This is a genomic window from Pseudoxanthomonas winnipegensis (assembly GCF_004283755.1).
In the GTDB taxonomy this organism is placed as follows: domain Bacteria; phylum Pseudomonadota; class Gammaproteobacteria; order Xanthomonadales; family Xanthomonadaceae; genus Pseudoxanthomonas_A; species Pseudoxanthomonas_A winnipegensis.
The window spans coordinates 282952-297019 of sequence record NZ_SHMH01000005.1; the positions used below are offsets into that span (position 1 = coordinate 282952).

At 68.2% G+C, this 14068-nt stretch carries 7 protein-coding genes; 4 read left to right on the forward strand and 3 right to left on the reverse strand.

Annotated elements, in window-relative coordinates; genetic code table 11:
* The first annotated feature begins 13 nt into the window (after positions 1 to 13).
* Positions 14 to 1162, forward strand: a complete 1149-nt coding sequence (locus EAT51_RS11630) for an acyl-CoA dehydrogenase family protein (RefSeq protein WP_130532046.1) — start codon at positions 14 to 16, stop codon at positions 1160 to 1162.
* A 402-nt stretch (positions 1163 to 1564) separates the two neighbouring features.
* Here the strand turns inward: EAT51_RS11630 and EAT51_RS11635 are convergent, their stop codons facing one another.
* From EAT51_RS11635 to EAT51_RS11645, 3 genes are read right to left on the reverse strand one after another with little or no spacing between them, the layout of a single operon-like run.
* Complete coding sequence (locus EAT51_RS11635) at positions 1565 to 4774, reverse strand: multidrug efflux RND transporter permease subunit (protein ID WP_130561659.1); 3210 nt, start codon at positions 4772 to 4774, stop codon at positions 1565 to 1567.
* Between the two features lie 12 nt (positions 4775 to 4786).
* Entirely contained in the window at positions 4787 to 6025 is a 1239-nt protein-coding gene (locus EAT51_RS11640; RefSeq protein ID WP_130518146.1) for an efflux RND transporter periplasmic adaptor subunit, read from the reverse strand.
* A 55-nt stretch (positions 6026 to 6080) separates the two neighbouring features.
* Entirely contained in the window at positions 6081 to 6704 is a 624-nt protein-coding gene (locus EAT51_RS11645) for a TetR/AcrR family transcriptional regulator (RefSeq protein WP_425480324.1), read from the reverse strand.
* 312 nt (positions 6705 to 7016) lie between these two features.
* Between EAT51_RS11645 and EAT51_RS11650 the strand changes: the two genes are divergently transcribed.
* The 3 genes from EAT51_RS11650 (at position 7017) to EAT51_RS11660 (ending at position 14057) form a co-directional block, all read left to right on the forward strand.
* Positions 7017 to 12086 (forward strand): NAD-glutamate dehydrogenase, encoded by a 5070-nt coding sequence (locus tag EAT51_RS11650; RefSeq protein WP_130522668.1) that lies wholly within the window; start codon positions 7017 to 7019, stop codon positions 12084 to 12086.
* Between the two features lie 116 nt (positions 12087 to 12202).
* The gene (locus tag EAT51_RS11655) at positions 12203 to 12970 is read left to right on the forward strand and encodes an NAD kinase (protein ID WP_130518151.1); all 768 of its coding nucleotides are present in this window, start codon (positions 12203 to 12205) and stop codon (positions 12968 to 12970) included.
* Positions 12971 to 13106: 136 nt separating this feature from the next.
* On the forward strand, positions 13107 to 14057 hold the full coding sequence (locus tag EAT51_RS11660; protein WP_130518153.1) for a 5'-nucleotidase: 951 nt from the start codon (positions 13107 to 13109) through the stop codon (positions 14055 to 14057).
* Positions 14058 to 14068: the final 11 nt, after the last annotated feature.

Consider the following 14068-nt stretch of genomic DNA (forward strand, 5'->3'; position numbering starts at 1 on the left):
GAGGGGAACGACCGTGGATTTCGGATACACCGACGAGCAGCTGATGATCCAGGATGTGGCCCGCCGCATCGCCCAGGAAAAGATCGCGCCCAGCGCCGAGCACTTCGACAAGACCGGCGAGTTCCCGCTGGAGAACATCCAGCTGCTGGGCGAGAACGGCCTGATGGGCATCGAGGTGCCGGACGAGTACGGCGGCGCCGGCATGGACCCGATCAGCTACGTGCTGGCGATGATCGAGGTGGCGGCCGGCGACGGCGCGCACTCGACCATCATGTCGGTCAACAATTCGCTGTACTGCACGGGCCTTTTGAAGTTCGGCAGCGAGGAACAGAAGCAGACCTATGTGCGCGCCATCGCCGACGGCAGCCGGATCGGCGCCTTCGCCCTGACCGAGCCGCAGTCCGGCTCGGATGCCACGGCCATGCGCTGCCGCGCGGTGCGGCAGGCCGACGGCAGCTTCGTGATCAACGGCAAGAAGAGCTGGATCACCTCGGGGCCGGTGGCCAAGTACATCGTGCTGTTCGCCATGACCGACCCGGACAAGGGCGCGCGCGGCATCACCGCCTTCATCGTCGACACCGACAGGCCCGGCTTCCACCGCGGCAAGACCGAGCCCAAGCTCGGCATCCGCGCCTCGGCCACCTGCGAGATCGAGTTCGCCGACTACGTGGCCCAGCCGGCCGAGGTGATCGGCGAGGAAGGGCAGGGCTTCAAGATCGCCATGGGCGTGCTGGACGCCGGCCGCATCGGCATCGCCTCGCAGGCCATCGGCATCGCCCGCGCCGCCTACGAGAAGACCGTCGAGTACGTGAAGGAGCGCAAGGCCTTCGGCGCACCGATCGGCACCTTCCAGATGACCCAGGCCAAGATCGCCGACATGAAGTGCAAGCTGGACGCTTCGCTGCTGCTGACCCTCCGCGCCGCGTGGCTCAAGGGCCAGGGGAAGCCCTTCAGCAGCGAGGCGGCCATCGCCAAGCTCACCGCCTCGGAGGCGGCGATGTGGATCACCCACCAGGCCGTGCAGATCCATGGCGGCATGGGGTACTCCAAGGAGATGCCGCTTGAGCGCTACTTCCGCGACGCCAAGATCACTGAGATCTACGAGGGCACCAGCGAGATCCAGCGCCTGGTGATCGCGCGCGCGGAGACCGGATTGCGCTGAAAGCCGCGCGGGGTGCTGGCCGCCCCGGGCGTGCCGGCGGCTTTGCATTTGCAATCGGCACCAACGCTCCTACCGTCGTTCCCGCGCACGCGGGAACCCAGGGACTTTCGCGCGGACAAGCGCAAGGCACTGGATTCCCGCGTTCGCGGGAATGACGGGTCTGGTTGATGCTGGCTGATTCGAAATTCAGGAGTTACAAGCGGCGCCTTTCACAAGAGAGAGGCCGGGCGCTTGGCACCACCGTGGGAGCCGCCATCGCGGCGATGAAGCTTTCCCGGTAAAGCCCCTCGCCGCCATGGCGGCTCCCACCAAGCAAGACCGACCCCAAGCAACACCCGGCCCCAAACAAGAAGCCCCGGCATCACCGGGGCTTCTTGCGTTTCAGGACCTCAAGGCAGGCGGTCAGTGACTGCCGTGCCCCTGCGGTGCGTCCTGAAGCGGCGGCTGGCCGTCCTGCCCGCCGTCCTGGTGCGAGGCTAGGTATTCCTTGGAGGGCTCGTCCATCTTGTCGCCCAGCAGGCGCCGCACCACGATGAAGAACATCGGGATCAGCAGCAGGCCCAGCACGGTGGCGAACACCATGCCGCCGATCACGCCGGTGGAGATGGCGTGGCGGGCGTTGGCGCCGGCGCCGCTGGACAGGGCCATCGGCACCACGCCCATGATGAAGGCGAAGGAGGTCATCAGGATCGGGCGCATGCGCAGGTGCGCGGCGTTGACGATGGCGTCGTGCAGCGTGCGGCCCTGCGCGCGTTCCATCACCGCGAACTCCACGATCAGGATCGCGTTCTTCGCCGCCAGGCCGATCACGGTGATCAGGCCGATCTGGAAGAAGATGTCGTTGGACAGGCCGCGCAGCATGGTGAAGGCCAGCGCGCCCAAGGCGCCCAGCGGCACCACCAGCAGCACCGAGACCGGGATCGACCAGCTCTCGTACAGCGCCGCAAGGCACAGGAACACCACCACCAGCGACAGCACCAGCAGCAGGGTCTGGCTGTTGCCGGCCAGGATTTCCTGGTAGCTCATGCCCGACCAGTCGAAGCCGAAGCCGGCCGGCAGCTTGTCGCGCACGATGCCTTCCATGGTGGCCATGGCCTGGCCCGAGGAGCTGCCCGGCGCCGGCGAACCGTTGATGTTGACCGCCGAATAGCCGTTGTAGCGCGCCAGCGACGGCGGCAGCGAGGCCCAGCTGGTCGACACCACGTTGGACAGCGGGATCATCGACGGATTGCCCTGCGCATCGCTCTCGGTGCTGCTGGGCACGTAGAACTGCTCCAGCGACTCAGGACCGGTGCGGAAGGGCGCGTCGGCACGCATGTTCACGCGCTTGATGCGGCCACCGTAGAAGAAGTCGTTGACGTACACCGGCGCCAGCATCAGCTGGATCGAGGTGTAGATGTCGCTGACCGACAGGCCCATCGACTGCGCCTGCACGCGGTCGACCTTCAGCTGCAGCTGCGGGGCGTTCTCCAGCGTGTTGGGGCGCACCTGCATCAGCGACTTGTCCTGCGAGGCGATGCCCAGCAGCTGGTTGCGCGCGGCCATCAGCGCATCCTGGCCGGCGCCGGTGCGGTCCTGCAGCCACATGTCGAAGCCGCCGAACTGGCCCAGGCCCTGGATGGTCGGCAGGTTGACCACGAAGATCTGCGCGCCCTTGATGCCCTGCAGCGCGCCGTTGGCCTGGCCGATGAACTGCGTGGCCACCGGGCGATCGTCCCAGGGCTTGAGGCGGATGAAGGCCATGCCCACGTTCTCGCCCTGGCCCAGGAAGCTGAAGCCGGTGATCTGCATCATGCCTTCGAAGCCATCCAGCTTGCCCAGCGTGCCGCGGATCTGGTCCATGACCTCGTTGGTCTTCTGCATCGGCGTCCCCGGCGGGGTCTGCACGATGGCCAGTGCGTAGCCCTGGTCTTCCTCGGGGACGAAGCTGGTGGGGATGCGCGTGAACAGGAAGCCGGTCAGCACCACCAGCACGGCGAACAGCAGCATCCAGCGCGGCGCGTGGCGCACCTGCCGGCCGATCATCCCCACATAGCCCTTCTCGGTCTTGCCGTAGTACTTCTCGAAAGTGCGGAAGACGATGTTCTTCTTCTTCTCGTGGCTGTTCTCATCGTGCTGCTTGAGGAAGCTGGCGCACAGCGAAGGGGTGAAGCCCAGCGCCAGGAACGCCGAGAAGCCCATGGAGATGGCGATGGTCAGCGCGAACTGCTTGTAGATCTCGCCCGAGGCGCCGCCCTGCAGGGCCGACGGGATGAACACGGCCGCCAGCACCACGGTGATGGCCACCACCGCGCCGGTGATCTGCTCCATCGCCTTGATCGTGGCCTCGCGCGGCGGGAGCTTCTCCTCGGCCATGATGCGCTCGACGTTCTCGATCACCACGATCGCATCGTCCACCACGATGCCGATCGCCAGCACCATGGCGAACATGGTCAGCTGGTTGATGGTGAAGCCGATGATGTCCAGGCCCATGAAGGTGCCCAGCAGCGCCACCGGGATCACCAGGGTGGGGATGATCGTCGCGCGGAAGTTCTGCAGGAAGATCAGCATCACCAGGAAGACCAGGATGATGGCCTCGATCAGCGTGTGGACCACTTCCTCGATGGAGATCTTGACGAAGGTGGTGGTCTCGTACGGCGTGAACCAGGTGACGCCCGGCGGGAAGCTGGCCGCCAGGTCGTTCATCTTGGCCTCGACCGCCTCGTACACGCTCAGCGCGTTGGCGCCGGGCAGCAGCTGGATGGCGAAGGCGCCGACCGGCTTGCCGTTGTACTTGGTGTCAAAGCCGTAGTTCTGCGCGCCGAAGGCCACACGCGCCACGTCCTTCAGGCGCACGGTCGCACCGTCGTTGTCCGCGCGCAGGATGATGTTCTCGAACTGCTCGGGCTCGGTGAAGCGCCCCTCGGCCGAGACCGTGACCTGGAAGGCCTGCCCTTCCGGCGCCGGGTCCGAGCCCATCGAGCCGGCGGCGAACTGCACGTTCTGCGCCTTGACCGCCGCCAGCACCTGGCTGGCGGACATGTTGTAGCCCTGCAGCTTCAGCGGATCCAGCCAGATGTTCATGGCGTACTCGGAACCGAAGTGCTGGGTGCTGCCCACGCCCGGCACGCGCGAGATCTGGTCGAGCACGCGCGAGGCGATGATGTCGTTGAGGTGGTTGCGGTCGATCGAGGCGTTCTCGGACTGCACGCCGACCACCATCAGGAAGCCGGCGTTGGCCTTGGCCACCACCACGCCCTGCGCGGTCACCTCACTGGGCAGGCGCGGCTGGGCCAGCGACACCTTGTTCTGCACCTGCACCTGGGCGATGTCCGGATTGGTGCCGGTCTCGAAGGTCAGGGTGATCGTGGCGAGGCCCGAGGAGCTGGACGTCGAGCTGAAGTACAGCAGGTTGTCGATGCCGGTCAGCTGCTGCTCGATCACCTGGGTGACCGAACGTTCGGTGGTGCTCGCGCTGGCGCCGGGGTAGGTCGCCTGCACCGTGATCTGCGGCGGCGCCACGTTGGGGTAGGACTCGATACCCATATTGAGGATCGAGATCACGCCGGCCAGCGAGATCAGGATCGCGACGACCCAGGCGAAGACCGGGTGATTGATGAAGAACTTGGGCATGGGGGTGAATCCTTACTTGGCCTGGTCTTGCGCAGGCTGCTGGGTGTCGCCCTGCTTGGCGTCGGCGCCCGCGGCGGCGGGCTGCTGGGGCTTGCCGCCGGCCTGCTGCTGGCTGGCCGCCAGGGCCTGCGCGTAGGGCACGGCCTTGACCTGGCCGCCTTCCTTGGCCTTCTGCAGGCCGACGCCGATCACGCGGTCGCCGGTCTTCAGGCCGCCGGTGACGACCCACTTGTGGTCCACCGAGGTGGTTTCCATCTGCACGTCCTTGCGCACGACCTTGCCGTCGGCACCGACGACCAGGGCGTAGGCGCCATTGGTGTCGCGCTGGATGGCCTCCTGCGGCACCAGGTACACGCCGCTGCGCGTGCCCAGGTCGGCCTCGACGGTGACGAAGCTGCCGGGCAGCAGCGCCTTGTCGGGGTTGGGCACGGTGGCGCGCAGCGAGACCGTGCCGGTGGCCTGGTCGACCACCACGTCGGAGAAGCCCAGCGTGCCGACCTGGTCGTAGACCTGGCCGTTGGGGAGCTTGATCTTGACCTTGGTGTCCTTGGTGTCGGTCAGGCTGACGCTGCCCTGGCCCTGGGCCTGGCGCAGCGACTGCAGCTCGGAGGAACTCATGGTGAAGTTGACGTAGAGCGGATCGATCTGGTCCACGGTGGTCAGCAGGGTCACGCCCTCGGCGCCGACCAGCGCGCCCTCGGTGACCTGCTGCTTGCCGGCGCGGCCGGAGATCGGCGCGGTGACGTTGGCATAGCCCAGGTTGATCTGGGCGTTGGTCACCGCGGCCTTGGCCTGCTGCAGGGCGGCCGCGGCGCTGCGCTCGGCGGCCTCGGCGTCGTCCAGGTCGGACTGGGACACGTACTGCTGCGGGGCCAGCTTGCGGGCGCGCTCGGCGGCGATGTGCGCGTTGGTGTAGGTGGCCTGGGCCGAGGCCTGCTGGCCCTGGGCCGAGCTGAGGTCGGCCTGCAGCGGCGCCGGGTCGATCTTGAACAGCACCTGGCCTTCCTTCACGTCGGTGCCTTCCTCGTAGACGCGCTTGAGCAGCACGCCGGGCACGCGGGCACGCACGTCGGCGCTTCGCACCGGCGCCAGGCGACCGCTGAGCGCGCGGGTCAGCGGCACGCTGGTCGGCTGCACGTCGATCACGCCCACTTCCGGCGGCGGCGGAGCCTGCTGCTCCTCCTTCTTGCAGGCGGCCAGGGCCAGCATGAGAGCGAGGCTGAGCAGGAGCGGGCGGGTTGGGGCGGTCATGGGAGAGGGCTCCGGAAAAACTGAAGGGTGGTGAGGTGGCAGGAAGTGGGCGGCGCTAGCAGCGGCAGCGGGCGGCGTGTGCGTCGGGCGCGAAGGCGCGCAGGAAGGCGTCGACCGCGCGGCTCGCCCAGGCGCGGCGCGCGGCGGGCAACCGCTGCGGCTCGGCGAAGCGCACGCGCTCCAGGTCCAGGCCGAGCAGCATGCCGAACAGCAGTTCGGCCGACGCGTGCGGATCGTCATGCCTCAGCAGGCCGGCCTGCATGGCCTGGGACAGCCATTGGGCCAGATGCTGATGCAGGCGCTCGCCGCCATCGCGCCAGATGCCGCGGGCTTCGTCGGGGAACTGCGGCGACTCGGCGCTGAACAACCGGCAGGCCGCGACCACGTCGGGCTCGGCCAGCCGCTCGAGATATTCCTCGGCGAAGGCCAGCAGCGGCGCACGCACGCCATCCTCGAAACTTCCCAGCCGCGCGGTGGTCAGCTGCAACTGCTCGTGCATCAGATCCCGCAACAGCGCGTGCTTGCTGCCGAACTGCGAATACAGCGTCTGCTTGGAGCAGCCGGCGCGCTGGGCGAGCGCATCCATGCTCACGCGAAAACCTTGCTCGGCCATCAGGGCGCGCATGGCAGTAAAGACCCGCTGGCGTCGCTCGGCTGCGGTCGGAGTGGCGTCAGACAGGCTCATGGGGGCTGGACTATACCGTCCAGTTCAGAATTTGAATACCCCGAAAATGCAGTCGCGAGGCGGTTTATCCGCGCTTGTGAAGATCAAGTGATGAGGCGGTGACGGGATCGACATGCAATGACCGTTTATCCGCGCGTCGAGCAAACGCGTCAGCGCCTGACGCACGGCTTCCAAGGCTTGCAAACGCGCTGGAAGTGTGAGCAATCGGCATGCGCTCAAGTCGATCGATCATGATGCCGCGCAACACGAAGGTTTAAGAGAGCAGGCCTACAATGCGCGATTAACTTCCTCGATGTAAGCGACTGTATGAGCACCACCGGCAGCAGGCTCCGCAATAAATCCGCTTCGACCTCCAAGGCCGCCTCGGCCCCGCCCTCAGGCAAGTCCAGCAGCAAGCCCGCCAAGGCCATCGCGCCGTCGGCCAAGCCCGTTCCCGCAACCCCGCCCAAGCCGCGCGCTACGAAGGCCGGCGCGTCCACCCCAGCGTTCTCGCTGCAGCCCATCCACGACGCCTTGAAGACGCTGGTGCCCAGCGCCAAGCGCGAGCAGGCCAAGGTCTTCGCCGATGCCTTCTACCGGCGCATGGAGCAGGACGAGTTCCCGCACCACAGCGCGCAGGGCTGGGCCGCGATGGCGGTGGACATGCTGGAGTTCGCCCGCGTGCGCAAGCCCGGCACGGCCAATGTGCGCGTGTTCAACGCCAGCGCCAAGGCCAATGGCTGGGAGTCCTCGCACTCGGTGCTGCAGATCGTCAACGACGACATGCCCTTCCTGGTCGATTCGGTGAGCATGGCCCTGGCCGGCATGGGCGTGGGCGTACATGTGCTGGGCCATCCGGTGGTGCGTTTCGAGCGCGACAAGTCGGGCAAGGCCACGGCGGTGGGCGAGGGCAAGGCCGAGTCGCTGATGATGCTGGAGATCGACCGCCAGCCGGCCGAGGCGATGCCGCGCATCGAGGCCGAGATCCGCCGCGTGCTGGCCGAGGTGCGTCAGATCGTCGGCGACTGGAGCGCGATGCGCGAGAAGATGCTGGCCGTGGCCGAGGACCTGGCCACGCGCCGCATGCCGGTCTCCGATGGCATGCGCCGCGAGACGCAGGAATTCCTGCAGTGGGCCGCCAACGACCACTTCACCTTCTTCGGCTATCGCGAGTACCGCGTGCAGAAGCAGGGCGGCGAGGAAGTGCTGGTGCCGCAGGAGGACACCAGCCTGGGCCTGATGCGGGGCCATGCCTCGGGCAAGCCGCGCGCGGTGCGCTCGCTGGCCGCCAACCTGCTCAACGAGGCCGGCGAAGCCGAGGCGATGATCCTGACCAAGACCAATGCGCGCGCCACGGTGCATCGCAAGGGTTACATGGACTACATCGGCGTGCTGTCCTTCGACGCCAACGGCCGCATCACCGGCGAGCAGCGCTTCCTGGGCCTGTTCACCTCCAGCGCCTACAACCGCCGCCCGTGGGAGATCCCGCTGGTGCGCGAGCGCCACGAGCACGTCATGCGCCAGTCCGGCCTGTCGCCCAACAGCCATAGCGGCAAGGCGCTGCGCCATATCCTGGAGACGCTGCCGCGCGAGGAACTGTTCCAGTCGCGCCAGGACGAGCTGGCGCGCACCGCGATGGGCATCCTGGGCCTGCAGGAGCGCGTGCGCAGCAAGCTGTTCCTGCGCCGCGATCGCTACGGGCGTTTCTGGTCGGCGCTGGTCTACGTGCCGCGCGACCGCTTCAACACCCAGCTGCGCCTGCGCATCGAGACGCTGATGAAGGAGGCCTTGCACGGCGACGCGGTCGACACCACCGTGCAGCTGGGCGAATCGCCGCTGGCGCAGCTGCACCTGACCGTGCGCCCGCGCCCGGGCGAGGAGGTCAGCGTCGATGCGGCCGAGCTGGAGTCGCGCCTGTCGCATCTGCTGCGCAACTGGCAGGATGACCTGCGCGAGACGCTGATCCAGCGCCACGGCGAGGCGCGCGGACTGGCGCTGGCGTCCAGCTTCGGCCGGGCGCTGCCGCAGTACTACATCGAGAACGTGTCCACCGAGCTGGCCGCCGACGACGTCGAGCGCCTGGCCCAGCTCAAGGACGCCGACGACCTGCGCCTGAGCCTGTACCGCTCGCCGCGGCACCGCGCCGGCGAAGGCGCGCTGCGCCTGAATCTCTATCACCTGGGCATCGACATCCCGCTGTCCGACGCGCTGCCGCTGATGGAGAACATGGGCCTACGCGTGATCTCCGAGCATCCCTTCCGCCTCGATCTGGACGGGCGCGTGGCCTACATCCAGGAGTTCGAGGTCGAGCCGGCCGGCGGCGACATCGACGTGGCCGCGCGCGCGGAGGATTTCGACGAGGCCTTCGCCCGCGTCTGGCGTGGCGACGCCGAGAACGACCGCTTCAACCGCCTGGTGCTGCGTGCCGGCCTGAGCTGGCGCCAGGTCGCGGTGCTGCGCGGTTACACCAAGTACCTGCTGCAGACCGGCGTGCCCTTCACCCAGGCTTCGGTCGAGGACACGCTGGGCCGCTACCCGCTGCTGGCCGCGCTGCTGGTGCGGCTGTTCGAGGTGCGCTTCGACCCGACGCTGGACGGCAAGGCCAAGGCGCGCGACAGCAAGCGTGCGCAAGAAGCGGCGCAGGCGCTGCTGGCCCTGGCCGACACGGCCGACGAGGACACGCACAAGGCGCTGCAGGCCCTCGCACAGGCCGCCACCCAGTCGCGCGACGCGCAGACCGAGGCCGTGCATGCGGCCATGCTCAAGCTGCTCGACGGCGTCTCCAGCCTGGACGACGACCGCATCCTGCGCAGCCTGATGGGCACCATCGAGGCCACGCTGCGCACCAGCTACTACCAGGTCGACAAGGACGGCGCGCCGGCGCACACGATCAGCTTCAAGTTCGATTCGGCCAAGGTGCCCGACCTGCCCAAGCCGCGCCCGTACCGCGAGATCTTCGTCTGCGGCCCGCGCGTGGAAGGCGTGCACCTGCGCTTCGGCGCGGTGGCGCGCGGCGGCCTGCGCTGGTCCGACCGCCGCGACGACTTCCGCACCGAGGTGCTGGGCCTGGTCAAGGCGCAGATGGTGAAGAACACGGTGATCGTGCCGGTCGGCGCCAAGGGCGGCTTCTACGTCAAGCAGTCGCCGGCCAGCGGCGAGCGCGACGCGGTCATGGCCGAGGGCATCGCCTGCTACAAGATGTTCATCCAGGGCCTGCTGGACATCACCGACAACATCGTCGGCGGCAAGATCGTGCCGCCGGTGGACGTGGTGCGCCACGACGCCGACGACCCGTACCTGGTGGTCGCCGCCGACAAGGGCACGGCCACCTTCTCCGATATCGCCAATGGCCTGGCCATCGACCACGGCTTCTGGCTGGGCGATGCCTTCGCCTCGGGTGGCTCGGTGGGCTACGACCACAAGGGCATGGGCATCACCGCCAAGGGCGCGTGGGAATCGGTCAAGCGCCACTTCCGCGCCCTGGGCCGCGATTGCCAGACCCAGGACTTCACCGTGGTCGGCATCGGCGACATGTCCGGCGACGTGTTCGGCAATGGCATGCTGCTGTCCGAACACATCCGCCTGGTGGCCGCCTTCGATCACCGCCATATCTTCCTGGATCCCAATCCGGATGCGGCCAGGTCCTTCGCCGAGCGCGCGCGCATGTTCAAGCTGCCGCGCTCGTCCTGGGCCGACTACGACACCAAGCTGATCTCGGCCGGCGGCGGCGTGTTCCCGCGCACGCTCAAGACCATCCCGCTGAGCCCGCAGGTCAAGCAGGCGCTGGGGTTGGACGCGGGCATCGCCGCGCTGTCGCCGACCGAACTGCTCAGCGCCATCCTCAAGGCGCCTGTGGACCTGCTGTGGAACGGCGGCATCGGCACCTACGTCAAGTCCGCGCAGGAGAGCAATGCCGATGTCGGCGACCGCGCCAACAACGCGCTGCGCGTCAACGGCGGCCAGCTGCGCTGCAAGGTGGTGGGCGAGGGCGGCAACCTGGGCCTGACCCAGCTGGGCCGCATCGAGGCGGCGCAGAACGGCGTGCTGCTCAACACCGACTTCATCGACAACTCCGCCGGCGTGGACACCTCCGACCACGAGGTCAACATCAAGATCCTGCTCGACGGCGTGGTGCGGCAGAAGAAGCTCACCGAAGCGGCGCGCAACACCCTGCTGGCCAGCATGACCGACGAGGTGGGCCAGCTGGTGCTGACCGACAACTACCGCCAGAACCAGGCGCTGAGCCTGATGGAGCGCATGAGCGTCTCGCGCCTGGGCTCCAAGCAGCATTTCGTACAGGTGCTGGAGGCGCGCGGCCTGCTGGACCGGCAGATCGAATACCTGCCCAGCGACGCCGAGTTCGCCGACCGCAAGGCGCGTGGGCTGGGCCTGACCCGGCCGGAGCTGTCGGTGCTGCTGTCCTATTCCAAGCTGGTGGCCTTCGCCGAGCTGCTGCACACCGACATCCCCGAGGATCCGTACCTGTCCAAGGAGCTGCAGCGCTACTTCCCGCAGCCGCTGCAGAAGAAGTACGCCGCGCAGATGGAGCAGCACCGCCTCAAGCGCGAGATCATCGCCACCGCGGTGACCAACTCGACCATCAACCGCATGGGCGCCACCTTCCTGCTGCGCATGCAGGAGGACACCGGCCGCGACATCGGCGAGGTCGCCAAGGCCTACACCATCACCCGCGAGACACTGGACGCGCGGGCGCTGTGGGCGCAGATCGATGCCCTGGACGGCAAGGTGGCCGAGGCGGTGCAGATCGACGCCCTGCAGGTGATCTGGAAGCTGCAGCGCAGCTTCACCCGCTGGCTGCTGACCCGCACCGGACCGATTCCGGCCATCGCCACGGCGGTGGAGCGCTACCACGCCGGCTTCAACGACATCCGCGCGGCCGACGGCGTGCTGCCCGATTCGCTGCGGCCGGCCTACGAGGCCGCGCTGGCCGACTGGAAGGCCAAGGGCGTGCCCGATGCGCTGGCCGGCCAGCTGGCGGCCCTGCCGTACTTGGAGCCTTCGGCGGACATCATCGAACTGGCGCGCGCGCACAAGCTCTCGGCCGTGGCGGTGTCCAAGGTGTACTACCGCCTGGGCGATGCGCTGCACCTGCCTTGGCTGTTCGCGCAGATCGACGCGCTGCAGGTCGACGGCCGCTGGCATGCGGTGGCCCGTGGCGTGCTGCGCGACGAGCTCTCCGCCCATCTGCGCGCGATGACCGCGCAGGTGCTGGCCCTGCCCGGCGACAGCGCCGAGGCCAAGGTCGGGCGCTGGATGCAGCGCGACGATCCCACCCTGCGCTTCACCCGCTCCATGCTCGACGACATCGCCGCCCAGCGCACGCTGGACTACCCGACCGCCTCGGTCGCGGTGCAGCGCCTGTCGCAGCTGACCTGATCCAGGCCAGCCGAGAAAGGCATGCGGGGCCGGGTGGCGACACCTGGCCCCGCTTGTTTTGGGTCGGTTGAAAACGCAACACGCGCCGCGGGCGGGCGCCGGGTATCCTTCACCGCATGACCGCGCCGCGCCTTGCCTTCCTCGCCAGCCATACCGAAGCCGCACAGCAGGCCCTGGCCGAACTGAGCCAGCGCTACGGCCAGCATGCCCCCGACCAGGCCGACATCCTGGTTCCACTGGGCGGCGATGGCTTCATGCTGCAGACCCTCCACCGCCACGGCCTGCTCGGCAAGCCGGTGTTCGGCATGAAGCTGGGCACGGTCGGCTTCCTGATGAACCACCACCGCGACGACGATCTGCCGGCGCGCATCGCCGCGGCCGAGCCGACCAAGCTGCGCCCGCTGGAGATGCGCGCGCAGACCGAGTCTGGCATCGAGGTGACCTCGCTGGCCTACAACGAGGTCTCGCTGCTGCGCCAGACCCGGCAGGCCGCGCAGCTGCGCGTGGATCTCAACGGCCAGACCCGCATCGAGGAGATGACCGGCGACGGCGTGCTGGTGGCCACGCCGGCCGGCAGCACGGCCTACAACTATTCCGCGCATGGCCCGATCCTGCCGCTGGGCAGCCACACCATCGCCCTGACCCCGATCGCGCCCTACCGCCCGCGGCGCTGGCGCGGGGCCATCCTCAAGGCCGACACCGAGGTGCGCATCCAGGTGCTGGACCCGTACAAGCGCCCGGTCAGCGCCACCGCCGATTCGCACGAGTTCCGCAACGTCACCGAGGTGACCATCCACGAATCGCGCACGCACACCGTGACCCTGCTGTTCGACCCGGAGCACAACCTGGAAGAGCGGATCCTGAGCGAACAGTTTCTGGTTTGAGGCGGTGCCAGCGGCAAGGGCCCAGAGGCCAGAGCCCGCAAAAACACCGCGACCACTGGCAGCTCGACCATTCGCAGCCACCAACCAAATCCTTCTGATCCCTAATCTCTAATCCCAAATCCCGAATCCCTGCTAGATGCCCGACAACAGCCCCCGCCTGCTCACCGTCGCCGTCACCTCGCGCGCCCTGTTCGACCTGGAGGAGAGCCACGCCCTGTGGCAGGCCGAAGGGCTGGACGCGTACGCCGCCTACCAGCGTGCGCACGAGGACGACGTGCTGGGGCCGGGCGTGGCCTTTACCGTGGTGCGCAAGCTGCTGGCGCTCAACCAGGGCGCGCCGGCCGATACGCCGCGCGTTGAGGTGATCCTGCTGTCGCGCAACTCGGCCGACACCGGCCTGCGCATCTTCAACTCGATCCAGCACTATGGCCTGGACATCGTGCGGGCCACCTTTACCGCCGGCGAGCCGACCTGGCCTTACATCAAGCCGTTCGGCACCGATCTGTTCCTCTCGGCCAACCCCGACTCGGTGCGCAGCGCGCTCAGCCACGGCATCGCCGCTGCCACCATCCTGCCCAAGCCACCGGGCGAACGCGCCGAGGAGGCCGCCGCGGCGGCGGGGGAACTACCGGCGGGACGGCTGTCCAACCAGCTGCGCATCGCCTTCGACGGCGATGCGGTGATCTTCGGCGACGAGAGCGAACGCATCTCGCGCGAGCAGGGCGTGGAAGCCTTCGGCCGCCACGAGCAGGAGAAGGCGCGCGAACTGCTCTCCGGCGGCCCGTTCCGCGGCTTCCTCGCCGCGCTGCATCAGCTGCAGGCCGCCTTCCCGCCCGGCGAGCACGCGCCGATCCGCACGGCCCTGGTCACCGCACGCTCCGCGCCGGCGCATGAGCGCGTGATCCGCACCCTGCGCGAGTGGGGCGTGCGTCTGGACGAGGCGCTGTTCCTGGGCGGCCGGCACAAGGGCCCGTTCCTGGCCGCCTTCGGCGCCGACATCTTCTTCGACGACTCGCAACACAACATCGACAGCGCCCATCCGCACACCGCGGCGGGGCATGTGCCGCATGGGGTGGCGAACGAATAGGTGCGGAGCGT